This is a genomic window from Cellulosimicrobium sp. EB106-03-01-XG111, assembly GCF_058792115.1.
The window spans coordinates 155,706-179,261 of the sequence record NZ_JBYTEQ010000003.1 but is presented as its reverse complement, the minus strand read 5'-3'; the positions used below and the strand labels follow the sequence as shown (position 1 = coordinate 179,261).

Below are 23,556 nucleotides of genomic sequence, written 5' to 3'. Positions count from 1 at the left end.
GAACAAGGGTCTAGCCTTGAGGGCATGTACGTCCTGACCGTCGACCAGCGGGGGAGCACCGGTCGTCCCGACCGCGTCCCCGAGGTGCTCGCGCGCCTCGAGGAGGTGCTGGCGGACCGCGCCGGCGTCGTGGTCCCGTTCGACCGGACCGTCGGCGACGAGGTCCAGGGGGTCCTCGACGACCCGGAGGTCGTCGTCGAGGTCGTGCTCGACCTCCTGCGCGACGGCGGCTGGAGCGTCGGGCTCGGCGTCGGGCCCGTCGACGAGCCGCTGCCCGCGGTGTCGCGCGAGGCGTCGGGCACGGCGTTCGTCCTGGCCCGCGAGGCGGTCGAGCAGGCGAAGTCGCGCGCGGCCACCGCGCCCGTCGCCGTCCGCGGGGAGCCCGCGTCGCGCGCCGGGGAGGTCGAGGCGCTCCTGCGCCTCCTCGCGGCGGTCGTGGACCGGCGCACCGCGCCCGGGTGGGAGGCCGTCGACGCGCTGGCGCGTGTGGGCGGCACCCAGAAGGATGTGGCTCGCGCGCTCGGTGTGTCCGAGCAGGCGGTCAGCCAGCGGCTGCGCTCCGCGCTGTGGCCCGAGGAGGCGGCGGTGCGGCCCGTGGTCGCGAGGCTGCTGGGCGAGCTCCACGAGGGGCCGTCGGTGGATCGGCAGGAGGAGAAGGCGTGACGGACCCGGTGACGGTCGTGCTCGTGGTGCTCGTCTGGGTGGTCGCGCTCGCCGCGAGCGTCCTCGGCGGCGGCCCCGTGACCCAATGGGTGCTGCGTGCGGCGGCGCGCGCGGGCGGCTCCGCCGCCCCGGGGCGTGCCGGACGGCCTCGACGCGGGGCCCCTGCGGACCCGGCGGCCGTGCCCGTGCCCCCGCCGCCCCCTCCGACGACGGGGCCGATCGGGACGGAGGCGGTCAAGGCTCTGCGCGGCGGGACGTGGATCGGGATCCTCGAACGGTTCGCGATCACGGGCTGCCTCCTCGCAGGCGAGCCCGGCGGCATCGCCTTCGTCGTCGCGATCAAGGGCCTGGGCCGCTATCCCGAGCTGCGCGAGCACCCCGTCGCGTCGGAGCGCTTCGTCATCGGGACGCTCGCCTCGATGTGCTGGGCCGCGACCCTGGGCGTCGTGGCGAACGCGGTCCTCGCCGCGCTCCGGTAAGATCGTCAAGGCCCATTTCCGCATCCCGCCCTCGCGTGGCCCCCTCGTGCCGTCCCGGCACCCGGTGGCGCGTCGACGGGACCGCTGACCCTCCGACAGGAAGACGAACGTGGCGACCACCAACGACATCAAGAACGGCACCGTGCTGCGACTCGACGGCCAGCTGTGGACCGTGATCGAGTTCCAGCACGTCAAGCCCGGCAAGGGTGGCGCGTTCGTCCGCACCAAGATCAAGAACGTCATGACGGGCAAGACGATCGACAAGACGTTCAACGCCGGGCTCAAGATCGAGACCGCCAACGTCGACCGCCGTGACTTCCAGTACCTGTACCAGGACGGCGCGGACTACGTGTTCATGGACACCTCGACGTACGACCAGGTCACGGTCGGCGCCGAGATCGTGGGCGACGCCAAGGACTACATGCTCGAGAACCAGAACGTGCTCATCGCGTCGAACGACGGCCAGCCGCTCTACATCGAGCTGCCGGCCTCGGTCGTCCTCGAGATCACGTACACCGAGCCGGGCCTGCAGGGCGACCGCTCGACGGGCGGCACCAAGCCCGCGACGCTCGAGACGGGCGCGCAGATCCAGGTCCCGCTCTTCCTCGAGCAGGGCACCAAGGTGAAGGTCGACACGCGTGACGGGTCGTACCTCGGCCGCGTGAACGACTGACCGCCGGCACCGACGGACAGACGACGGACTGACATGGCCGCACGCACCAAGGCGCGCAAGCGCGCGCTCGACGTCCTCTTCGAGGCGGAGCAGCGTCACGTGGACCCGACGACCCTCCTCGCGGAGCGCGTCGCCGACCCCGGGACGGCGCAGACCGCGCTGCCGCAGTACGCGGTCGACATCGTCGAGGGGGTGCTCGCCCACCGCGAGCGCATCGACGAGCTGCTCGAGACCTACTCCCACGGGTGGACGCTCGAGCGCATGCCCGCGGTCGACCGGGCCCTGCTGCGCATCGGCGGCTGGGAGATCCTCTTCAACGACGACGTCCCGGACGTCGTCGCGATCGACGAGGCCGTCGACCTCGCGCGCTCCCTGTCGACCGACGACTCGCCGTCGTTCGTCAACGGGCTGCTCGCGCGCATCGTCGAGATGAAGCCGACGATCACGGCCTGACCGCGGCGCCCGGCCCCGGCCGGGACGACGCCTCGCGCGGCGTCGGTCACGGGTGTGACCGACGCCGCGTCCCACCGGGCGGGACGCGCACCCGGCCGCCGGGCCACGGCGGTAGGGTGGGTGACCGTCAGACATCCTTTAAGGCCCGTCCCGTGAGGCGGGGAAGGAGGTCGCCGGACATGAGCTCTGGCGCTGCTGTGCCCACACCATCCGTACCCCGGCCGGGGTCCGACCCCGAGACGGGGCCGACCGCCGGGACCGTCGTCCTCACGGCGGCGGACATCTCCCGCGCGCTGACGCGCATCGCCCACGAGATCGTGGAGCGCAACAAGGGAGCCCACGACCTCGTCCTCCTCGGCATCCCGACGCGCGGCGTCCCGCTCGCGGCCCGGCTCGCCGAGCGCCTCGCCGCGATCGAGGGAGACGGCGCGCCCGACCCGCACGCGATCGTCGGCGAGCTCGACGTGACGATGTACCGCGACGACCTGCACCGCCACCCGACGCGCACGATCGGCGCGACACGCCTGCCCGCGTCGGGGATCGACGGCAAGGTCGTGGTCCTCGTCGACGACGTCCTGTACTCCGGCCGCACGATCCGGGCCGCGCTCGACGCGATCAGCGACCTCGGCCGCCCTCGCGCGGTGCAGCTCGCGGCGCTCGTCGACCGCGGCCACCGGGAGCTGCCGATCCGCCCCGACTTCGTGGGCAAGAACCTGCCGACGTCGACGTCCGAGCGCGTGAGCGTGCGCCTCGCCGAGATCGACGGCGCCTCCGCGGCGGGCGACCCGTCCGCCGACGCGGTCGTCATCCGGCCCGCGGCCCCGCGGTCGGCCGCCACCGACGGCGGGGAGGCCCGCGCATGAGGCACCTGCTCTCGACCCAGGACCTCGGACGCGCCGACGCCGTCCGCATCCTCGACACGGCCGCCCAGATGGCCGCGACGCAGTCGCGCGAGATCAAGAAGCTCCCGACGCTGCGCGGGCGCACGGTCGTCAACCTCTTCTACGAGGACTCGACGCGCACGCGCATCTCCTTCGAGACCGCGGCGAAGCGGCTCTCCGCGGACGTCATCAACTTCTCGGCCAAGGGGTCGAGCGTGTCCAAGGGCGAGTCGCTCAAGGACACGGCGCTGACGCTCCAGGCGATGGGCGCGGACGCGGTCGTCGTGCGGCACCAGGCGTCGGGCGCCCCGCACCTGCTCGCGCACGCGGGCTGGCTCGACGCGGCCGTGGTCAACGCGGGCGACGGCATGCACCAGCACCCGACGCAGGCGCTCCTCGACGCGTACACGCTGCGCCGCCACCTCACCGGGACGGGCCTGACCTCCCCGGGGGCGAGCGGCCCCGACGACGCCGCCGCACGCGGTGCCGGCCTCGACGGACGCCACGTCGCGATCGTCGGCGACGTGCTGCACTCGCGGGTCGCGCGCTCGAACGTCCACCTGCTGCACACGCTCGGGGCCCGCGTGACGCTCGTCGCGCCGCCCACGCTCCTGCCGGTCGGCGTCCGGACGTGGCCGTGCGAGGTCTCCTACGACCTGGACGCGGCCCTCGCGGGCGACACGGCGCACGGCGGCCCCGACGCCGTGATGATGCTGCGCGTGCAGCGCGAGCGCATGAGCGGCGCCGGCGCCGGGGGCGGGGCCTTCTTCCCGAACCCGCTCGAGTACAGCCGCAAGTACGGGCTCGACGCCCGGCGCCTCGGACTCCTCGCCGAGCACGCCGTCGTCCTGCACCCCGGTCCCATGAACCGCGGCCTCGAGATCTCCGCGCAGGCGGCGGACTCGCCGCGCGCGGTGATCGTGGAGCAGGTCGCGAACGGCGTCGCCGTGCGCATGGCCGTGCTCTACCTCCTCCTCGCGGGCAGCGACGAGGCCGACGACACGGCGTCGGCCGCGCACCTGCCCTCCGCCCAGCCCGTCCCCGCCGTCGAAAGGGTCTCCGCCTCGTGAGCAGCGCCGCAACCACCACGTACGTCCTGCGCGGCGCGCGCCCGCTCGGCGGCGACCCCGTCGACCTCGTCCTCGCGGACGGTGTGGTCGCCGAGCTCGCTCCGGTCGGTGCAGCGCGCGCCGCGGACGACGACGGCACGGTCGTCGTCGACGCGACGGGCCTCGTCGCCCTGCCCGGGCTGGTCGACCTGCACACCCACCTGCGCGAGCCGGGGCGCGAGGACGCCGAGACGATCGCGTCCGGCACCCGCGCCGCGGCGGCGGGCGGCTTCACGGCCGTGCACGCGATGGCCAACACGACCCCGGTCGCGGACACGGCGGGCGTCGTCGAGCAGGTGTGGCGCCTCGGGCGCGACGCGGGCTGGGTCGACGTGCACCCGGTGGGCGCCGTCTCCGTCGGGCTCGCGGGCGAGCAGCTCGCCGAGCTCGGCGCGATGGCCGACTCCGCGGCCCGCGTGCGGGTGTTCTCGGACGACGGGAAGTGCGTCGACGACCCGATCCTCATGCGCCGCGCCCTCGAGTACGTCAAGGCGTTCGACGGCGTCGTCGCCCAGCACGCGCAGGAGCCGCGCCTCACCGAGGGCGCCCAGATGAACGAGGGCGTCGTGTCGGCCGAGCTCGGCCTCGCGGGCTGGCCCGCGGTCGCCGAGGAGGCGATCATCGCGCGCGACGTGCTCCTCGCGGAGCACGTGGGCTCGCGCCTGCACGTGTGCCACCTGTCGACCGCCGGCTCGGTCGAGATCGTCCGCTGGGCCAAGGGCCGCGGGATCGACGTCACGGCCGAGGTCACGCCGCACCACCTCGTCCTCACCGACGACCTGGCGCGCGGCTACGACCCGACCTTCAAGGTCAACCCGCCGCTGCGCACGGCCGCGGACGTCGAGGCGGTGCGCGAGGGTCTCGCGGACGGCACGATCGACATCGTCGCGACCGACCACGCCCCGCACGCGCGCGAGGACAAGGACTGCGAGTGGGCGGCGGCCGCGTTCGGCATGACCGGCCTGGAGACGGCGCTGAGCGTCGTGCAGCAGACCATGGTCGACACGGGCCGCATGACGTGGGCCGACGTCGCGCGCGTGCTGTCGAGCGCGCCCGCGCGCATCGGCCGCATCGACACGGGGGAGCGCGCCCAGGGCCGTCCGCTCGAGGTCGGCGAGCCCGCGAACGTCACGCTCGTCGACCCGGCCGCGCGGCGCGTGGTCGACGGCGCCGGGCAGGCCACCGCGAGCACCAACACGCCCTTCCAGGGCCGCGAGCTGCCCGGTGCGGTCGTCGCGACGTTCCTGCGCGGCCGGGCCACCGTGCTCGACGGCGCGCCCGTCGAAGCGGTCACCGCCGGTCGGGGGGTGGGAGCGTGAACCTGCCGCAGCCCGTCGCGGCCGGGATCTGGATCGTGCTCGGCGTCGTCCTGCTGACGCTCGTGCTCGTCGGCCGGCGCCGGCTCGTGCGCCGCTCCGCGGGCTTCGTGCCGACGCCGCCCGCGGTGCCGGCGGAGCCCGCGCGCGGCGGCGTCGTGCTCGGCCCGCTCGACGCGCTGTACGTGTCGAGCACGCTCGCGGGCGACTGGCTCGCGCGCGTCGGCGCCCACGGGCTCGGCGACCGGGCGCAGGCCCAGGTCACCGTGCACGACGCCGGCCTGCACGTCGCGCGCCGCGGCGCCGCCGACGTGTGGGTGCCCGCGGCGGCCGTCGAGGACGTGGCCCTCACCCCGGGCATGGCGGGGAAGTTCGTCGGGAAGGAGGCCATCGTCGTGGTGACGTGGTCCGTCCCGGCAGAGCCGGTCCCGGCCGACGCGCCCGAGGCGCCGGCGCACCCCGAGGTCCGGCTGGACACCGGGCTGATGCCGCGCCACGACCACGACGTCCCGCGTCTCCTGGAGGCCGTGCGCGACCTCGCCGGCCGACCCCGGAGCCCGGGCGCCGACGGTACCCGCGAACGACGAACCGGGGCGCCGAGCAGCGCCACCGACGCACCCACCGACCAGGACGGCCCGGCGCCGACGCGCGAGAGCGCGGCACCCGGCACCGACGAGAACGACGAGGATGCACCTTGACCGCCTCAGCGAACGCAGTGAGCTCACCGACCGCAGTCACCTCGGTGACCGGCGCACCCGCCCCCGACCGGGCCCTGATCGTCCTCGAGGACGGCACGGTGCAGGCCGGTCGCGCGTACGGCGCGCGCGGCACGACCGTCGGCGAGATCGTCTTCAACACCGGCATGACCGGCTACCAGGAGACCCTCACCGACCCCTCCTACCACCGGCAGATCGTCGTCATGACGGCCCCCCACATCGGGAACACGGGCGTCAACGACGAGGACCCGGAGTCCGGCAAGATCTGGGTCGCCGGGTACGTCGTGCGCGACGCGGCCCGCCGCGCGTCGAGCTGGCGCGCGCAGCGCACCCTCGACGAGGAGCTCGCGGCCCAGGGCGTCGTCGGCATCAGCGACGTCGACACGCGCGCCCTCACGCGCCACCTGCGCGAGCTCGGCGTGATGCGCGCGGGCATCTTCTCCGGTGACGCGCTCGTGCGCGACGGCTACCCGCGCACCGTGGAGGACCTCGTCGCCGAGGTGAAGGCGGCGCCCGCGATGGCCGGCGCCGACCTCGCCCGCGAGGTGAGCACGGAGACGGCGTACGTCGTCGAGCCCTTCGAGGGCACGACGCCGGACGGCGAGCCCGTCGCGACCGTCGTCGCCGTGGACCTCGGCATCAAGTCGATGACGCCCCAGCGCCTCGCGCAGCGCGGCGTGCGCGTGCACGTGGTGCCCGCCGCGTCGACGGTCGCGGACATCGAGGCGTACGCGCCCGACGGCGTGTTCTTCTCCAACGGCCCGGGCGACCCGAGCGCCGCGACGCACGAGGTCGAGCTGCTGCGCGGCGTCCTGGACCGCGGCACGCCGTTCTTCGGCATCTGCTTCGGCAACCAGATCCTCGGGCGTGCGCTCGGCTACGGCACCTACAAGCTCGCGTACGGCCACCGCGGCATCAACCAGCCCGTCATGGACCGCCGCACCGGCAAGGTCGAGGTCACGGCGCACAACCACGGGTTCGCGGTCAACGCGCCGCTCGACGGCGAGTCCGTCGCCCCGCACGACGGCGGCCGCTACGGGCGCGTCGTCGTGTCCCACGTCGGGCTCAACGACCAGGTGGTCGAGGGGCTCGAGTGCCTCGACCTGCCCGCCTTCTCCGTCCAGTACCACCCCGAGGCCGCGGCCGGCCCCCACGACGCCGCGTACCTCTTCGACCGCTTCGTCGAGCTCATGACGTCGCGTCGCGCCGCGGGCGCGGCGGGCGCAGGCTCCGACGCCGTCGAGCAGACCACCAAGGAGAGCTGACCGTGCCTCGCAGAACCGACATCTCCAGCGTCCTGGTCATCGGGTCCGGCCCGATCGTCATCGGCCAGGCGTGCGAGTTCGACTACTCCGGCACCCAGGCGTGCCGCGTGCTCAAGGAGGAGGGCCTGCGGGTCGTCCTCGTGAACTCGAACCCCGCCACGATCATGACCGACCCCGAGTTCGCCGACGCGACCTACGTCGAGCCGATCACGACCGAGGTCCTCACGTCGATCATCGCCAAGGAGCGCCCGGACGCGCTGCTGCCGACGCTCGGCGGTCAGACGGCCCTCAACGCGGCGATCGCGCTCGACGAGGCCGGCGTCCTCGCCGAGTACGGCGTCGAGCTCATCGGCGCGAACATCGCGGCGATCCAGAAGGGCGAGGACCGCCAGCAGTTCAAGGACGTCGTCGAGGTCTGCGGCGGCGAGTCCGCCCGCTCGGTCATCGTGCACACGGTCGACGAGGCGATCGCGGCCGCGGGCGACCTCGGCTACCCGATGGTCGTGCGCCCGTCGTTCACGATGGGCGGCCTCGGCTCGGGCTTCGCGTACGACGAGGACGAGCTGCGCCGCATCGTCGGGCAGGGCCTGCACTACTCCCCGGTGACGGAGGTGCTCCTCGAGGAGTCGATCCTCGGCTGGAAGGAGTACGAGCTCGAGCTCATGCGCGACAAGAACGACAACGTCGTGGTCGTGTGCTCGATCGAGAACGTCGACCCCGTCGGCGTGCACACGGGCGACTCGATCACGGTCGCGCCCGCGCTCACGCTCACGGACCGCGAGTACCAGAAGCTGCGCGACATCGGGATCGCCGTCATCCGCGAGGTCGGCGTCGACACGGGCGGCTGCAACATCCAGTTCGCCGTCGACCCGGACACGGGCCGCGTCATCGTCATCGAGATGAACCCGCGCGTCTCGCGGTCGTCCGCGCTCGCGTCCAAGGCGACCGGGTTCCCCATCGCGAAGATCGCGGCGAAGCTCGCCGTCGGCTACACGCTCGACGAGATCCCCAACGACATCACGCAGGTCACGCCGGCCTCGTTCGAGCCGACGCTCGACTACGTCGTCGTCAAGGTGCCGCGGTTCGCGTTCGAGAAGTTCCCGGCCGCCGACCCGACGCTCACGACGACCATGAAGTCGGTCGGCGAGGCGATGGCGCTCGGGCGCAACTTCACCGAGGCGCTCGGCAAGGCGCTGCGCTCGATCGACAAGGGCGGCTCGGTCTTCCACTGGGACGGCGAGCCCGTGTCCGGCGCGGAGCTCGACGAGCTGCTCGTGCGCATCGCGCGCCCCACCGAGAACCGGATCATCGGCGTCCAGCAGGCGCTGCGCGCCGGGGCGAGCGTGGAGCAGGTGTTCGAGGCCACGAAGATCGACCCGTGGTACCTCGACCAGATCCAGCTGGTCAACGAGGTCGCGGCGGCCGTCGCCGGCGCGCCCGCGCTCACCGAGGACGTGCTGCGCGAGGCGAAGAAGCACGGGCTGTCCGACGCGCAGGTCGCGCGCCTGCGGGGCATGGGCCCGGCGGGCGAGGCGACCGTGCGCGAGGTCCGCTACGCGCTCGGCGTCCGGCCCGTCTACAAGACGGTCGACACGTGCGCGGCCGAGTTCGCCGCGCGCACGCCGTACCACTACTCGTCGTACGACCTGGAGACCGAGGTCGCGCCGCGCGAGCGCGAGGCCGTGATCATCCTCGGCTCGGGCCCGAACCGCATCGGCCAGGGCATCGAGTTCGACTACTCGTGCGTGCACGCGGCCCTCACGCTGCGCGAGCGCTACGAGACGGTCATGGTCAACTGCAACCCGGAGACGGTCTCGACCGACTACGACACGTCCGACCGCCTCTACTTCGAGCCGCTGACGTTCGAGGACGTGCTCGAGGTCTACCAGGCGGAGCTCGCCGCGGGGCCGGTGAAGGGCATCATCGTCCAGCTCGGTGGCCAGACGCCGCTCGCGCTCGCGCAGCGCCTCGCGGACGCGGGCCTGCCGATCCTCGGCACGAGCCCCGAGGCGATCGACGCCGCGGAGGACCGCGGCGAGTTCGGCCGCGTGCTCGTCGAGGCGGGCCTGCCCGCCCCGGCGTTCGGCACGGCGCGCTCGCTCGACGAGGCGAAGGACGTCGCGGCCGGCATCGGCTACCCGGTGCTCGTGCGCCCGTCCTACGTGCTCGGCGGGCGCGGCATGGAGATCGTGTACTCGGCCGAGCAGCTCACGGGCTACGTCGAGCGCGCGCTCGTGGCGGCCGCGGCGGAGGACCGCACGGCCGGGACGCTGCCCGCGCCGCTGCTCATCGACCGGTTCCTCGACGACGCCATGGAGATCGACGTCGACGCGCTCTACGACGGCACCGAGCTCTTCCTCGGCGGCGTGATGGAGCACATCGAGGAGGCCGGCATCCACTCGGGCGACTCGGCGTGCGTCCTGCCGCCCGTGTCGCTCTCGGAGCAGGAGATCGAGCGCATCCGCCGCTCGACCGAGGCCATCGCGAAGGGCGTCGGCGTGCGCGGCCTGCTCAACGTGCAGTACGCGCTCGTCTCCGACGTGCTGTACGTCCTGGAGGCCAACCCCCGCGCGTCGCGCACGGTGCCGTTCGTCTCCAAGGCGACGGGCACGTCGCTCGCGAAGGCCGCGGCGCGCGTCATGGCGGGCGAGTCGATCGCCGAGCTCCGCGCCGCGGGCGTGCTGCCCGCAGAGGGCGACGGCGGCACGCTCCCGCTCGACGCGCCGATCGCGGTCAAGGAGGCGGTCCTGCCGTTCAAGCGCTTCCGCACCGCGGACGGCGTGGTCGTGGACACGGTGCTCGGGCCGGAGATGCGCTCGACGGGCGAGGTCATGGGCTTCGACCGCGACTTCCCGCACGCGTTCGCCAAGTCGCAGGCCGCCGCGTTCGGCGGGCTGCCGACGTCGGGCCGCGTGTTCGTCTCCGTCGCCGACCGCGACAAGCGCTCGATCGTCTTCCCGGTCAAGCGGCTCGCGGAGCTCGGCTTCGAGATCCTCGCGACGGACGGCACGTCGAGCGTGCTGCGCCGCAACGGCATCGCGTCGCGCGTGGTGCGCAAGTTCTCCGCGGGCCGCGGGGCGGACGGCGAGCCGACGATCGTCGACCTCATCACGGCCGGCGAGGTGGACATGGTCATCAACACGCCGTCCGGCCAGGGCGCGCGCGCCGACGGCTACGAGATCCGCGCGGCCACGACGGCGGCCGACAAGCCGATCGCGACGACGGTCGACCAGCTCGCCGCCGCGGTGCAGGGCATCGAGGCGGTCCTCGCGGGGCCGTTCGCGGTCGCGAGCCTCCAGGAGCACATGGCGGGCGAGGACCTGACCGCAGGCGTCGAGCTGCCCGCTCCCGCCGCGGAGCGGGTGGGCGCGTGAGCGCGGGCTTCGGCGCGCGCCTCGCGGCGGCGACGGCGGACCACGGGCCGTTGTGCGTGGGCATCGACCCGCACCCGAGCCTGCTCGCGGACTGGGGCCTGCCCGACGACGCCTCCGGGCTGCGCGAGTTCGGCCTGCGGGTCGTCGAGGCGGTCGGGGGCCGCGTGGCCGCGGTCAAGCCGCAGTCGGCGTTCTTCGAGCGCCACGGGTCGCGCGGCGTCGCAGCGCTCGAGGAGGTCCTCGCGGCGGCCCGTGCGGCGGGGACGCTGACGATCGTGGACGCCAAGCGCGGCGACATCGGCTCGACCATGGCCGCCTACGCGGACGCGTACCTGCGCGACGGGTCGCCGCTCGCGGCGGACGCGCTGACCGTGTCCCCGTACCTGGGGTTCGGGTCGCTGCAGCCGGCGGTGGACGCGGCGCTGGAGACGGGGCGCGGCCTGTTCGTGCTGTGCCTGACGTCCAACCCCGAGGGCGCCGAGGTGCAGCACGCGCGCCGGGGCGCCGGGGCGGGCGTGGAGTCCGTCGCGGCGCACGTCGCGCGCGAGGCGGCCCACGTGAACGCCCCGGTCGTCGCCGCGGGCGACGCCCTCGGGCCGGTCGGGCTCGTGGTGGGCGCGACGATCGCGGACGCCGCGGCGCGCACGGGCACGGACCTCGCGGCCGTGCGCGGACCGCTCCTCGCTCCCGGTGTGGGCGCGCAGGGCGCGGGCGCGGCGGAGCTCGCCGCCGTGTTCGGCGACGCGCGGCGCCAGGTGCTCGCGTCGTCGTCGCGCGGCGTGCTGCGCGCCGGGCCGGACGTTGACGCGCTGCGCGCGGCGGCCCGGACGGCCACGGACGAGGCGGCGCAGGCGCTGCGCGGCTGAGCCCCGCTCCACCCGCGACCGGGTCGGCCCCCTCGTGGGGGGCCGGCCCGGTCGTCGTCGTGCCGGGTGCGGTCCCGTGCCAGACTGCGCCCATGACCTCCCGCGACGAGACGACGGTTCCTGCCACGCCCGCTGCCGGAGCACCTCCGGAGCTGCCGCCGCCGGGCGCCGTGCCGGGCGCGCTGGACGTGCCGGGCACCTGGAACGCGCGGGACGTGGGCGGTCGGGCGGCGCCGGCCGGTTCCGACGAGCCGCTGCGGACCGGGGTGCTGCTGCGCACGGCGAGCCTGTCCCGGCTCACCCCCGCGGGCCAGGCGGCTCTCGTCGACCTGGGCGTGCGGACGGTCGTGGACCTGCGCGGCGGGGACGAGCTCGCGCGCGACGGCGCGGACGCCGTCCCGGGCGGCGTGCGCGTGCTGCGCCGCGGCATGGACCCGACGCCGGGCCTGGTCGACGGGGGAGCGGGCTCGGGTGCGTCGGCGGACCCGGCGGCGCTCGTCGCGGGTCTGCTCGCGGCCGACGACCCGGCCGCGGTCGCGCGGCGCCTCATGCACGGCGTGTACGCGACGTTCGTCACGGACCCGGGCATCCGGGCGACGGTCGGCCGCGTCCTGGCGGACGTCGCCGCGGCGGACGGCGCGAGCGTCGTGCACTGCTCGGCGGGCAAGGACCGCACGGGCTGGGTCGTCGCGCTCGTGCAGTACGTCGCGGGCGTCCCGGAGCAGGAGCGCCTGACCGAGTACCTCGCGAGCGCGGCGGCGGCCGAGGGGCTCGCCGCGCTCGTGCCGCCGCTGCCGGGGCTGTCGCCCGAGGCGCTCGCGCCGGTCCTCACCGTCGAGCCCGCGTACCTGGAGGGTGCGTGGGAGCTCGCGGTGCGCGAGCACGGGAGCATCGACGACTACCTCGTGGCGTGCGGCGTGACGACGGCGGTGCGCGACGCGCTCGTCGCGCGCCTCGTGGCGTCCTGAGCCGAGCCCTTCCCCCGTCCCGAGCCCGCTGACGTGGCCTCTGCCGGGTCCGTCCGCAGCACGGCCGCGGACGACGCGCCACGCCCAGTCGTTGCCCGATCGCCCGAGGCTCGCTACTTTCGAGGGGTCGGCTCCGTGCGTCGGCGCAGGTCGCCCGGGTGATCCACCCGGTCGGGGCTCCACCTGCGGGCACGCCGGGACGACTGAGTGGGCCCATCCGCCTGACGACGAGTAGGTGACTTGCGTGGCACTTCCACCCCTGACCCCAGAACAGCGCGCGGCGGCGCTCGAGAAGGCCGCGGAGGCACGACGCGTGCGCGCCGAGGTGAAGAACCGGCTCAAGTACTCCCAGGGCTCCCTGAAGGAGGTCATCGAGCGGGGCCAGACGGACGACATGATCGGCAAGCTCAAGGTCGTCTCGTTGCTGGAGTCCCTGCCCGGCGTGGGTAAGGTGAAGGCTCGGGCGATCATGGAGGAGATCGGGATCGCCGAGACACGTCGTGTCCGCGGCCTCGGTCCCCACCAGTCCGCGGCCCTCATCGAGAGGTTTGGCTGACATTTCCGCGCACCCGTCCGAGCCGACGCCGTCCGTCCCCGCCGGGGAGACCACGGAGCCGGCGTCGCCGCACGTCGTCCCCGGCCCCGCCCGCCTGACCGTCCTGGCCGGCCCGACCGCCGTCGGGAAGGGCACGGTGTCGGCCGACATCCGGACCCGCTACCCGGAGGTGTGGCTGTCCGTGTCGGCGACGACGCGCGACCCGCGGCCGGGCGAGGTGGACGGCGTGCACTACCTGTTCGTCGGCCCGGACGAGTTCGCGCGCATGGTCGCGGACCGTGAGCTGCTGGAGTGGGCCGTCGTGCACGGGCGCAACAGCTACGGCACGCCCCGGCGCGCGGTCGAGGAGAAGCTCGCCGCGGGCGTGCCGGCGCTCCTGGAGATCGATCTCCAGGGTGCGCGCCAGGTCCGCGCGTCGATGCCCGAGGCCCGGTTCGTGTTCCTGGCGCCGCCGAGCTGGGACGAGCTCGTGCGTCGGCTCGTCGGCCGCGGCACGGAGGACGCGGAGGAGCGGGAGCGTCGGCTGACGACGGCCCGGGTCGAGCTCGCGGCGGAGTCGGAGTTCGACCACGTCATCGTCAACGACGAGGTGCACCGCGCGACCGACGAGCTGGTGCGCGTCATGGGGCTCGAGCCCCGTCCCGTCCCGGCGGAGGGCTCGTCCCCGGCGTCGTCCCCCGTGCCGTCCGGGCACGGCGAGGGGCGCAGCGAGTAGACTGTCCTGCGGTGCCCGTGCGCGGGCGTTCCCCCGTGGGCCCGAGGCCCGGTCGGCGGCCCGTCCTGCGACGTGGTGCCGCGGCCGCCCGGTCCCGGACGGGGACGCCGTGCGCGCCGCCGCCATCGACCAGCTGCAGCGCCCGCTGCAGACCCTTGAACCCACGGAGCGAACTGTGTCCGGAACCGTCGCCGCCCCCGAGGGCATCACCGACCCGCCCATCGACGACCTGCTCGAGCACGTCGACTCGAAGTACGCGCTGGTCATCTACTCGGCCAAGCGCGCGCGCCAGATCAACGCGTACTACTCGCAGCTCAGCGAGGGCCTGCTGGAGAACGTCGGGCCGCTGCTCGAGACGCGCAACCAGGAGAAGCCGCTCTCGATCGCGATGCGCGAGATCAACGCGGGCCTGCTGACGATCGAGGCCGAGCCCGACGAGGCCCCCGAGGCCTGAGCCCGCGCGCCGCGCACCTCCACCGGAGGGCGCGGCGTTCGTGCGTCCGCGCCCGGGTGCGCGGGTGCGTGACCCGCCGCCGCACGCGGCGGGCCTGAGCCGGACCTCCAGGAGGAGCGACATGCGGATCGTGCTCGGTGTGAGCGGCGGGGTGGCGGCGTACAAGGCCGCGCTGCTGCTGCGGCTGCTGCGGGAGCAGGGCCATCGGGTGCGGGTGGTGCCGACGGCGTCGGCCCTGCGCTTCGTGGGCGCGCCCACGTGGGAGGCGCTGTCGGGCGAGCCGGCCACGGACCAGGTGTTCGAGGACGTCGAGCACGTGCCGCACGTCGCCCTGGGCCAGGGCGCCGACCTGGTCGTCGTGGCGCCCGCCACGGCGGACCTGCTCGCGCGCGCGGCCGCCGGTCGCGCGGACGACCTGCTCACCTCGACGCTGCTCACGGCGCGCTGCCCGGTGGTGATGGCGCCCGCGATGCACACGGAGATGTGGGAGCACCCGGCGACGGTCGCGAACGTGGCGACGCTGCGAGCGCGCGGCGTGCACGTGATCGAGCCGGCGTCCGGGCGGCTCACGGGTGCGGACACGGGGCCGGGGCGTCTGCCCGAGCCGGACGAGATCGCGCGCGCCGCGCTCGCCGTCGTGGCGGGCGTGTCCCGCGTCGACACCGCCGGCGCGGGTGCCGGGGCGGACCGCGGGCCGGTGCAGGACCTCGCGGGACGGCGCGTCGTGGTGTCGGCGGGCGGGACGCGCGAGCCGATCGACCCCGTGCGGTTCATCGGCAACCGGTCGAGCGGGCGTCAGGGCGTCGAGCTGGCGCGCGCCGCGGCGGCGCGGGGCGCGCACGTCACGCTCGTGGCGGCGAACCTGTCCCCGGACGTGGCCACGCTCGTGCGCGCTCCCGGGGGCGTGCCCGACGCCGTGGTGGAGGTCGAGACGACGGCGCAGCTGCGCGACGCCGTGCGGTCGGCCGCGGCGACGGCGGACGTCGTCGTCATGGCGGCCGCGGTGGCGGACTTCCGCCCGGCCCACGCGCCGGACGCGAAGATCAAGAAGGTCCCGGGCCAGGGTCCCGAGCCGATCGTGCTCGTGGAGAACCCGGACGTGCTCGCCGAGCTCGCCCGCGACCGCCTGCGTCCGGGCCAGGTGGTGGTCGGCTTCGCGGCGGAGACCGGTGACGCGCACGCGTCGGTGCTCGACCACGGCCGGGCGAAGGCGCGGCGCAAGGGCGCGGACCTCCTCGTGGTCAACGCCGTGGGCGAGGGCCGGGGGTTCGCGGTCGACGCGAACGACGTGACCGTGGTCGACGGCGCGGGGGACGTCGTCGCGACGGCGAGCGGGTCGAAGGGCGAGGTCGCGGACGCGGTGTGGGACGTCGTCGTGCCGCGCGTGGCGTCGCCGACGCGGGACGAGCGGGCCGGGACGGCCGAGTGACCCGCATCTCGTCTCGCCTGGCGGATATCGCCGCCCACCTTTCGGGACAGTAGGCTGTGCGACATGGCTGAGCTGCGTCTGTTCACGTCCGAGTCCGTCACCGAGGGCCACCCGGACAAGGTCTGCGACCAGATCTCCGACGCGATCCTCGACGCGCTCCTGACGCAGGACCCGACGTCGCGGGTCGCCGTGGAGACGATGGTCACCACGGGCCTGGTGCACGTGGCGGGCGAGGTGACGACGGACGCGTACGTCGAGATCCCGCAGATCGTGCGCGACGTCGTGCGCCGGATCGGGTACACGTCGTCGGTGATCGGCTTCGACGCGGACTCGTGCGGCATCTCGGTGTCGATCGGCCAGCAGTCGCCCGACATCGCGCAGGGGGTCGACAAGAGCCTCGAGGAGCGCGACGACCAGGGCGACCACGACCCCCTCGACGCGCAGGGCGCCGGTGACCAGGGCCTGATGTTCGGGTACGCCAGCGACGACACGCCGAGCCTCATGCCCCTGCCGGTGTGGCTCGCCCACCGCCTGGCGGAGCGTCTGGCGGCAGTGCGCCGCGACGGCACCGTGCCGGGCCTGCGCCCGGACGGCAAGACGCAGGTCACCGTGGGGTACGACGGCGACCGCGCCGTCACCCTCGACACGGTGGTGCTCTCGACGCAGCACGACCCGGACGTGCGGCAGGACGAGCTGCACCGGCAGGTCGCGGCACAGGTCGTGGCCCCCGTGCTGGACGCCGCGGGTCTCGACCTCGACGTGCGCGCGACGCGCCTGTTCGTCAACCCCACGGGCACGTTCGTCGTGGGCGGGCCGCAGGGTGATGCGGGCCTGACGGGCCGCAAGATCATCGTCGACACGTACGGCGGCATGGCCCGCCACGGTGGGGGCGCGTTCTCGGGGAAGGACCCGTCGAAGGTGGACCGCTCGGCCGCGTACGCGACGCGCTGGGTCGCGAAGAACGTCGTCGCGGCGGGGCTGGCGCGGCGGTGCGAGGTGCAGGTCGCGTACGCGATCGGCAAGGCGCACCCCGTCGGCCTGTACGTGGAGACGTTCGGCACGGAGAAGGTCCCGGTCGAGCGCATCACGGCCGCGATCCGCGAGGTGTTCGACCTGCGCCCGGCCGCGATCATCCGCGACCTGGACCTGCTGCGCCCCATCTACGCCCCGACCGCCGCGTACGGGCACTTCGGGCGCGAGCTCGAGCAGTTCACGTGGGAGCGCACGGACCGCGTCGCGGACCTGCAGTCCCAGGTGTGAGGAGCGTCGTCGCGGCGTCGACGGGTGCGCCGGTCGTGACGGCGGCGCGTGGTTCGATGGCGTCGTGAGCGAGCCGGAGGACACGTCGCGGGCGGTGCAGGACACCCTGCTGACCGTCCCCGCCGCGCCGCGTCGGGGCCCGGCGCCGCCGGCGTCCCACGAGATCGCGGCGCACCTGCCCGTGGCGCGGCTCGCGCTCGACCTCGCGCCCCCGCACCTGGACCGCGCGTTCGACTACCTCGTCCCCGCCACGATGTCCGACGACGCGCGCCCGGGGGTGCGGGTCAAGGTGCGGTTCGCGGGCCGGGACGTCGACGGCTACGTCCTGGAGCGCGTCGACCGCTCGGACCACGACGGGCGCCTGCTGCCGCTGCGCCGGGTCGTGTCGGCCGAGCCCGTGCTTGCACCCGCCGTCGCGCGGCTCGCGCGCGCGGTCGCGGACCACTACGCAGGCACGCTCTCCGACGTGCTGCGCCTCGCCGTGCCGCCGCGGCACGCGCGGGCCGAGCAGTCCTTCGCGGCACGGACGACCCCCGGTACGGTGCCCGCGCCGGGAACGGCCTCGGGCGGGGACGCCCCGGTCACCACGAGCGAGGACGCCGTCGCCGCCGAGGAGGCTCCCGCGGGCCCTGCCGCCGGCGAGCCCGGTCCCGCGCCTGCCGAGCCCGTTCCCGGGTCGGCGCCCCCTGCGGCGCGCGCGGCCCACCAGGAGTCCGTGTGGGCCCCGTACCGGGCCGGCGCCGCGTTCCTCGCGCACGTCGCGGGCGGCGGGGCACCCCGGGCCGTGTGGACCGCCCTCCCCGGGCTCGCGCCCCCGGCGCCCGAGGTGGCGGCCGAGGGCCGGCGGGGCGCGGTCCGGTCCCGCAAGGAGCCCGACGCGCTGCCTGTGACGCACTGGGCGGCCGCGGTCGCCGAGGCGGTGCGCGCGGCCCGGTCGGGTGGGCGGGGCGCGCTCGTCGTCGTGCCGGACGCGCGCGACGTCGACCAGGTGTGCGCCGCGCTCGCGGCCGCCGGGCTGCCCGCGTGGGACGCGGCGACCGGGGGCGAGGTGGTGCGGCTGACGGCCGACGAGGGGCCCGCGCCGCGCTACCGCGCGTTCCTCGCCGTCCTGCACGGCGACGCGCGCGTCGTCGTGGGGACCCGTGCGGCGGCGTTCGCGCCCGTGGTCGACCTCGGGCTGGTGGTGTGCTGGAACGACGGCGAGGACACGCTCGCCGAGCCGCGCGCCCCGTACCCGCACGCACGCGAGGTGCTCGCGCTGCGCAGCGACCAGGAGGGCGCGGCATTCCTGCTCGGGTCGCACGGGCGCACGGTGGCGGCGCACGCGCTCGTCGTGCGGGGGTGGGCGCACGAGCTCGCGGCTCCACGCGACGTCGTGCGGGCCCGGGCCCCGCGCGTGCGGGCGCTGACCTCGGTCGAGCTGGCGGCGGAGGGACCGGGCGCGGCGGCGCGCATCCCGACGGCCGCGTGGCGCACGGCGCGCGCGGCGCTCGAGCAGGGGCCGGTGCTGGTCCAGGTGCCGCGGTCGGGGTACGTGCCCGTGGTGGCGTGCGCCCGATGCCGCACGCCCGCGCGCTGCACGGTGTGCCACGGCCCGCTCGCGCTGTCCGGCCCGCAGGCGACGCCGCAGTGCGCGTGGTGCGGGGCGCTCGCGGGCGGATGGTCGTGCGCGGAGTGCCACTGGACGGGGCTGCGGTCGGTGCGCGTGGGGTCGCAGCGCACGGCGGAGGAGCTGGGGCGCGCGTTCGCGGGGGTCCCGGTGCAGGTGTCGGGTGCCGCGGCGGCGGGCGGGGTGCTGGGGGCGGTGTCCGCGCGTCCCGCGCTCGTGGTGGCGACGCCGGGCGCCGAGCCGGTCGCGGAGGGCGGGTACGCGGCGGCGCTGCTGCTGGACGCGGCGGTGAGCACGTCGCACGTCGGGCTCGACGTGGCGCAGGACGCGCTCGCGCGCTGGCTCGCCGCGGCGGCGCTCGTGCGGCCCGCGACGGCGGGCGGGCAGGTGCTGCTCGTGGGCGACGCCGCGCCCGCGCCGACGAACGCGCTCGTGCGCTGGGACCCGGCGCTCCTCGCCGACCGTGAGCTGGACGAGCGGGTCGAGCTGTCGCTGCCGCCGGCGGTCCGGGTGGCGGCGGTGACGGGGGATCGTCCCGCCGTGGCGGCGGTGCTGGGCCGGGTGGGGCTCGCGGGGCCGGAGACGGTGCTGGGTCCGGTCGAGGTGCCGGCGTCGCCTCGCGGGCGGGGTGCCGACGGGGCGGACGGCGCGGCGCCCGGGCTGGTCGACGCCCCGCCCGTGCGGGCGGTGGTGCGGGTCCCGGTGCGCGACGGCCGGCTGCTGGCGCGCGAGCTCGGCGCGTCCGTCGCGGTCCGGTCCGCGCGGCGCGAGCCGGGTAGCGTGCGGGTGGAGCTCGACCCGAAGGAGATCCTGTGACGCACCGCCCCGTGCCCGCCGCCCCGACCACCGCCCGGGACGCTGACGCGACCACCGACCGGGAGGCGGCTCCCGCCGCCTGCGAGATCGACGCCGTGCTGTACGACTTCGGCAACGTCCTGGTGGGCTGGGACCCCTACGGCGCGTACGACGGTGTCGACCGCCGCGACGTGGACGCGTTCTTCGCCGACGTGGACTTCCGGGTGCTCAACCACGAGCGGGACGCGGGCGCGTCGTGGCAGGACGCGCGCGACCGCGTGGCGGCGACCCACCCGCACCACGTCGCGCTCCTCGACCGGTACGTCGAGCGGTTCCCCGCGACGCTCACCGGCCCGGTCGAGGGCTCCGAGGAGCTCGTGCGCGAGCTGCGCGACCTGGGCCTGCGGCTGTACGGCCTGACGAACTGGTCCGCGGAGCTCTTCGGGCACGCCGCGCCGGCCGCGCCCGCCACGACCCTCATGGAGGACGTGCTGGTCTCGGGGCGCGAGGGCCTGGCCAAGCCCGACCTGGCGATCTTCGCGCTCGCGGTCGAGCGGTTCGGCCTCGACCCGGCCCGGACGCTGTTCGCCGACGACAGCCCGGCCAACGTCGACGCCGCCGAGCGTCTCGGGCTGCGCACCCACCTGTTCGTGAGCACCGCGGGGCTGCGCGCTGCGCTGCGCGACCTCGGCGTGCCGGTCGGCCCCGAGGGCGCAGGGTCGTGATGGGCGCAGGGTCGTGACGGGCGCCGCGGTGCCGCGCGCGCTCACGGTCCCGGAGCGCGACGTGCTCGTCTGGATGCTCCGCCACGGGTGCCGCGACGAGGCCGTCGCGCCCGACCGGGACGCGGCCGACCGACGGCGGTGGCTCGCCCAGGTCGACGCCGTGCGGGTGCACGGCACGTGCGCGTGCGGGTCCTGCCCGACGATCGACCTCGGCGACGACGCCGATCCCGTCCCCGCGCAGGGCCCGCGCGTCGTGCTGGAGGCGGGCACGGACCGCTTCCTCCTGCTGCTGTTCGTCGACGACGACCGGCTGAGCTGCCTCGAGCTCGCTCCGGTGGACGACGAGGCGTTCCCCGCGTTCCCGCCGGTCGCCACGCTGGCGACCTGACCGGCGCGCCCCGTTCCGGGCGCCCGTGCGTGCTCGGCGCCCGACCCGCGCACCGTGCCGCTCCCGGGCCGGCCGCCCCGCCCGGCCACCTAGAATCGGGCCCATGCGCCTGCTGTTCGCGGGGACCCCGGATACCGCGGTCCCGTCCCTCGACGCCCTCCTCGACTCCCGCCACGAGGTGGTCGCCGTGCTCACGCGCGCCGACGCGCCGTCGGGCCGCGGACGGCGCCTGACCCCCAGCCCCGTCCGCGTGCGTGCCGAGGAGGCGGGGATCCCCGTCCTCACGGACCGGCCCCGCGGCGAGGAGTTCCTCGCGCGCCTCGCCGCGCTCGACGTCGACGCGGCGCCCGTCGTCGCGTACGGGGAGATCCTGCGCCCGGACGTGCTCGCCGTGCCCCGGCACGGGTGGGTCAACCTGCACTTCTCCGTCCTGCCCGCCTGGCGCGGTGCGGCGCCCGTGCAGCGCGCGATCATCGCGGGCGACGAGGTGACCGGGGCGACGACCTTCCTCATCGAGGAAGGGTTGGACTCCGGCCCCACGCTCGGCACCACGACCGAGACCATCCGCCCCCGCGACACCGCGGGCGACCTCCTGGGCCGCCTCGCCGTCTCCGGCGCGGGCCTCCTCGTCGCCACCCTCGACGCCCTCGAGGACGGCACCCTGCGCCCGCAGCCCCAGCCCGCCGACGGCGTCTCCCACGCCGCCAAGCTGACGACCGCCGACGCCGAGGTCCGCTGGGACCACCCGGCGCTCGCGGTCGACCGCCTGGTGCGCGGCTGCACCCCGGCCCCCGGCGCGTGGACGACCCTCCCGGGCGCCGACGGCACGCCCGCGCGCCTGGGGCTCGGCCCGGTCACCCCGCGCCCCGACGTCGTCGACCTCGCTCCCGGGCAGGTGCGTGCGGGCAAGAAGGAGGTGCTCGTCGGGACCGCGAGCCACGCCGTCCAGCTCGGGGAGGTGGCGCCGGTGGGCAAGAAGCACATGCCCGCCGCCGACTGGGCGCGCGGCGCCCGGCTCGACGACGCCACGGTCCTCGGTGCGGAGACCGCCCGATGAGCGCCGAGCGCCGCGACCGGCCCGCGGGCGGATCGAACGCACGTTCGAACGGACGTGGGCGTCCGGGGCGCCGGGACGACGGGGCGTCGAACACGCGTTCGAACGGCGTCGACCCACGAGGCGGCGAGCGCTCGAACGCGCGTTCGAAGGCGGCCCCGGAGGCAGGGACAGGTGCCGCGTCGGGCGGCGGGGACGACGCCCGCCGTGACGCCCGCGGCCGCCAGCGCGGCGCCGCCCGCTCCCGCGGGGAGGCCCACCGCAGCTCCGCAGCACCCTCCCAGCGCCGCAAGGGCACCGACCCCGCACGGGCCGTCGCGTACGACGTCCTGCGCCAGGTCGACGGCTCCGACGCCTACGCCAACCTCGTCCTGCCGCCCCTGCTGCGCGAGCGCGGCATCCGCGGACGCGACGCCGGCTTCGCGACCGAGCTCGCCTACGGCACCCTGCGCCTGCGCGGCCGCTACGACGCGATCCTCGCGCACTGCCTCGACCGCCCCCTCGACCGCCTCGACCCACCCGTGCTCGACGTCCTGCGCCTCGGCACGCACCAGCTCCTCGCCATGCGCGTCCCGCAGCACGCCGCCGTCTCCGAGACCGTCGGCCTCGCCCGCGAACGCACCGGCGCCGGCAGCGCCCAGCTCGTCAACGCCGTCCTGCGCCGCGTCGCCCGCACCCCTCTCGACGACTGGCTCACCACCCTCGCCGACGACGCCCCCGACCCCCTCGCGGCGCTCGCGGCCACCCAGAGCCACCCCGTGTGGATCGCCCGCGCCCTGCGCGACGCCCTCGCCGGCAACGGGCGCCCCGTGGACGAGCTCGACGCCCTCCTCGCCGCCGACAACGACGCCCCCCGCGTCACGCTCGTCGCCCGCCCCGGCCTCGCCGACCCTCACGAGCTCTCCGACGGCGACGACCGCGTCACCCCCGCCCGCTGGGCACCCACCGCGCTGACCCTCGACGGCGGCGACCCCGCCGCGTTCGGCGCCGTGCGCGACGGCCGCGCCGGCGTCCAGGACGAGGGCAGCCAGCTCGTCGCGCTCGCGCTCGCCGCCGCACCGCTCACCGGGACGCACCCCGGCTCCGCCGGCGACGACGCGCGCTGGCTCGACCTGTGCGCCGGCCCCGGGGGCAAGGCCGCGCTCCTCGCGGCGCTCGCGGCCGAGCGTGGGGCGCGCCTCGTCGCCAACGAGGTCCAGCCGCACCGGGCGCGCCTCGTGGAGAAGGCGCTCGCCGCCGTCCCCGCCGACGCCGTGGAGGCCGTGCGCACGGGCGACGGGCGCGCCGTCGGGCAGGACGAGCCGGGCGCGTACGACCGCGTTCTCCTCGACGCCCCCTGCACGGGCCTCGGTGCCCTGCGGCGCCGGCCCGAGTCCCGGTGGCGCCGCACCCCGGCGGACCTCGCGACCCTCACCGGGCTCCAGCGCGAGCTCCTCGACTCCGCGCTCGACGCCGTCCGGCCCGGGGGAGTGGTCGGGTACGTCACGTGCTCGCCCCACCTCGCCGAGACCCAGGTCGTCGTCGCCGACGTGCTGCGCCGCCGCGACGACGTCGAGGTCCTCGACGCCCCCGCCGTCGTGCGCGACGTCGTGCGCCCCGAGGTGCGCGACACCGTCGAGCTCGGGGACCGTCAGGACGTCCAGCTCTGGCCGCACGTCCACGGCACCGACGCCATGCACCTGACGCTGCTCCGCCGCACGGCATGAGCGCCGCGCCACCGGTCGAGGTGTCGGCATATCTCGACAACGCCGGGGTGTCGGAGTAACCTGACATCACTGCGTGTCAGGGAATCCTGACGCGGGCAGCAC

At 75.8% G+C, this 23,556-nt stretch carries 22 protein-coding genes; all 22 read left to right on the top strand.

Features of this window, described 5'->3' with window-relative positions; all coding sequences use genetic code 11:
• Positions 1-24: 24 nt before the first annotated feature.
• The 22 genes from AC3WT4_RS04830 (at position 25) to AC3WT4_RS04725 (ending at position 23,454) form a co-directional block, all read left to right on the top strand.
• Positions 25-663 carry a hypothetical protein gene (locus AC3WT4_RS04830; protein ID WP_492314862.1) on the top strand — a complete coding sequence of 213 codons (639 nt, stop codon included), beginning with the start codon at positions 25-27 and terminating at the stop codon, positions 661-663.
• On the top strand, positions 660-1,142 hold the full coding sequence (locus AC3WT4_RS04825; RefSeq protein WP_257416757.1) for a hypothetical protein: 483 nt from the start codon (positions 660-662) through the stop codon (positions 1,140-1,142). The genes AC3WT4_RS04830 and AC3WT4_RS04825 overlap by 4 nt, the downstream gene beginning before the upstream one ends.
• A gap of 109 nt (positions 1,143-1,251) precedes the next feature.
• Positions 1,252-1,815: an elongation factor P gene (efp, locus tag AC3WT4_RS04820; protein WP_074806303.1), complete on the top strand. Its 564-nt coding sequence runs from the start codon at positions 1,252-1,254 to the stop codon at positions 1,813-1,815.
• Between the two features lie 33 nt (positions 1,816-1,848).
• Positions 1,849-2,268, top strand: a complete 420-nt coding sequence (nusB, locus tag AC3WT4_RS04815) for a transcription antitermination factor NusB (RefSeq protein ID WP_021482611.1) — start codon at positions 1,849-1,851, stop codon at positions 2,266-2,268.
• 179 nt (positions 2,269-2,447) lie between these two features.
• Positions 2,448-3,131: a bifunctional pyr operon transcriptional regulator/uracil phosphoribosyltransferase PyrR gene (gene pyrR / locus AC3WT4_RS04810; protein ID WP_492314861.1), complete on the top strand. Its 684-nt coding sequence runs from the start codon at positions 2,448-2,450 to the stop codon at positions 3,129-3,131.
• On the top strand, positions 3,128-4,219 hold the full coding sequence (locus AC3WT4_RS04805) for an aspartate carbamoyltransferase catalytic subunit (protein ID WP_492314860.1): 1,092 nt from the start codon (positions 3,128-3,130) through the stop codon (positions 4,217-4,219). Before pyrR ends, AC3WT4_RS04805 begins: the two co-directional genes overlap by 4 nt.
• Positions 4,216-5,577 (top strand): dihydroorotase, encoded by a 1,362-nt coding sequence (locus AC3WT4_RS04800; RefSeq protein ID WP_108046678.1) that lies wholly within the window; start codon positions 4,216-4,218, stop codon positions 5,575-5,577. The genes AC3WT4_RS04805 and AC3WT4_RS04800 overlap by 4 nt, the downstream gene beginning before the upstream one ends.
• Positions 5,574-6,272: a PH-like domain-containing protein gene (locus AC3WT4_RS04795; protein WP_492314859.1), complete on the top strand. Its 699-nt coding sequence runs from the start codon at positions 5,574-5,576 to the stop codon at positions 6,270-6,272. Before AC3WT4_RS04800 ends, AC3WT4_RS04795 begins: the two co-directional genes overlap by 4 nt.
• Before the next feature lie 44 nt (positions 6,273-6,316).
• Positions 6,317-7,555: a glutamine-hydrolyzing carbamoyl-phosphate synthase small subunit gene (gene carA / locus AC3WT4_RS04790; RefSeq protein WP_492314858.1), complete on the top strand. Its 1,239-nt coding sequence runs from the start codon at positions 6,317-6,319 to the stop codon at positions 7,553-7,555.
• A gap of 2 nt (positions 7,556-7,557) precedes the next feature.
• Complete coding sequence (carB, locus tag AC3WT4_RS04785) at positions 7,558-10,929, top strand: carbamoyl-phosphate synthase large subunit (protein ID WP_108046666.1); 3,372 nt, start codon at positions 7,558-7,560, stop codon at positions 10,927-10,929.
• Positions 10,926-11,795 carry an orotidine-5'-phosphate decarboxylase gene (gene pyrF, locus AC3WT4_RS04780; protein WP_492314857.1) on the top strand — a complete coding sequence of 290 codons (870 nt, stop codon included), beginning with the start codon at positions 10,926-10,928 and terminating at the stop codon, positions 11,793-11,795. The genes carB and pyrF overlap by 4 nt, the downstream gene beginning before the upstream one ends.
• Before the next feature lie 92 nt (positions 11,796-11,887).
• Positions 11,888-12,763 carry a tyrosine-protein phosphatase gene (locus AC3WT4_RS04775; RefSeq protein ID WP_492314856.1) on the top strand — a complete coding sequence of 292 codons (876 nt, stop codon included), beginning with the start codon at positions 11,888-11,890 and terminating at the stop codon, positions 12,761-12,763.
• Positions 12,764-13,007: 244 nt separating this feature from the next.
• On the top strand, positions 13,008-13,319 hold the full coding sequence (mihF, locus tag AC3WT4_RS04770; protein WP_021482878.1) for an integration host factor, actinobacterial type: 312 nt from the start codon (positions 13,008-13,010) through the stop codon (positions 13,317-13,319).
• 103 nt (positions 13,320-13,422) lie between these two features.
• Complete coding sequence (gene gmk / locus AC3WT4_RS04765; RefSeq protein WP_492314921.1) at positions 13,423-14,034, top strand: guanylate kinase; 612 nt, start codon at positions 13,423-13,425, stop codon at positions 14,032-14,034.
• Between the two features lie 175 nt (positions 14,035-14,209).
• A complete protein-coding gene (rpoZ, locus tag AC3WT4_RS04760; protein WP_031316460.1) occupies positions 14,210-14,488 on the top strand; it encodes a DNA-directed RNA polymerase subunit omega in 279 nt (92 codons plus the stop codon).
• Positions 14,489-14,609: 121 nt separating this feature from the next.
• Complete coding sequence (gene coaBC / locus AC3WT4_RS04755; protein ID WP_492314855.1) at positions 14,610-15,917, top strand: bifunctional phosphopantothenoylcysteine decarboxylase/phosphopantothenate--cysteine ligase CoaBC; 1,308 nt, start codon at positions 14,610-14,612, stop codon at positions 15,915-15,917.
• A 63-nt stretch (positions 15,918-15,980) separates the two neighbouring features.
• The gene (gene metK, locus AC3WT4_RS04750) at positions 15,981-17,177 is read left to right on the top strand and encodes a methionine adenosyltransferase (protein WP_108051750.1); all 1,197 of its coding nucleotides are present in this window, start codon (positions 15,981-15,983) and stop codon (positions 17,175-17,177) included.
• Positions 17,178-17,241: 64 nt separating this feature from the next.
• On the top strand, positions 17,242-19,602 hold the full coding sequence (locus AC3WT4_RS04745) for a primosomal protein N' family DNA-binding protein (protein ID WP_492314854.1): 2,361 nt from the start codon (positions 17,242-17,244) through the stop codon (positions 19,600-19,602).
• Complete coding sequence (locus AC3WT4_RS04740) at positions 19,599-20,306, top strand: HAD family hydrolase (RefSeq protein ID WP_492314853.1); 708 nt, start codon at positions 19,599-19,601, stop codon at positions 20,304-20,306. The genes AC3WT4_RS04745 and AC3WT4_RS04740 overlap by 4 nt, the downstream gene beginning before the upstream one ends.
• 13 nt (positions 20,307-20,319) lie before the next feature.
• Positions 20,320-20,694, top strand: a complete 375-nt coding sequence (locus tag AC3WT4_RS04735; protein WP_492314852.1) for a hypothetical protein — start codon at positions 20,320-20,322, stop codon at positions 20,692-20,694.
• A gap of 103 nt (positions 20,695-20,797) precedes the next feature.
• Entirely contained in the window at positions 20,798-21,751 is a 954-nt protein-coding gene (fmt, locus tag AC3WT4_RS04730) for a methionyl-tRNA formyltransferase (RefSeq protein WP_492314851.1), read from the top strand.
• On the top strand, positions 21,748-23,454 hold the full coding sequence (locus AC3WT4_RS04725) for an RsmB/NOP family class I SAM-dependent RNA methyltransferase (RefSeq protein WP_492314850.1): 1,707 nt from the start codon (positions 21,748-21,750) through the stop codon (positions 23,452-23,454). The genes fmt and AC3WT4_RS04725 overlap by 4 nt, the downstream gene beginning before the upstream one ends.
• Positions 23,455-23,556 lie beyond the last annotated feature (102 nt).

Excerpts from the sequence above, each read along its gene's own strand:
- nusB (WP_021482611.1), top strand. The coding sequence starts at position 1,849 with ATGGCCGCACGCACCAAGGCGCGCAAGCGCGCGCTCGACGTCCTCTTC.
- coaBC (WP_492314855.1), top strand. The coding sequence starts at position 14,610 with ATGCGGATCGTGCTCGGTGTGAGCGGCGGGGTGGCGGCGTACAAGGCC.
- pyrR (WP_492314861.1), top strand. The coding sequence starts at position 2,448 with ATGAGCTCTGGCGCTGCTGTGCCCACACCATCCGTACCCCGGCCGGGG.
- AC3WT4_RS04775 (WP_492314856.1), top strand. The coding sequence starts at position 11,888 with ATGACCTCCCGCGACGAGACGACGGTTCCTGCCACGCCCGCTGCCGGA.
- metK (WP_108051750.1), top strand. The coding sequence starts at position 15,981 with ATGGCTGAGCTGCGTCTGTTCACGTCCGAGTCCGTCACCGAGGGCCAC.
- AC3WT4_RS04830 (WP_492314862.1), top strand. The coding sequence starts at position 25 with ATGTACGTCCTGACCGTCGACCAGCGGGGGAGCACCGGTCGTCCCGAC.
- AC3WT4_RS04725 (WP_492314850.1), top strand. The coding sequence starts at position 21,748 with ATGAGCGCCGAGCGCCGCGACCGGCCCGCGGGCGGATCGAACGCACGT.
- fmt (WP_492314851.1), top strand. The coding sequence starts at position 20,798 with ATGCGCCTGCTGTTCGCGGGGACCCCGGATACCGCGGTCCCGTCCCTC.
- AC3WT4_RS04805 (WP_492314860.1), top strand. The coding sequence starts at position 3,128 with ATGAGGCACCTGCTCTCGACCCAGGACCTCGGACGCGCCGACGCCGTC.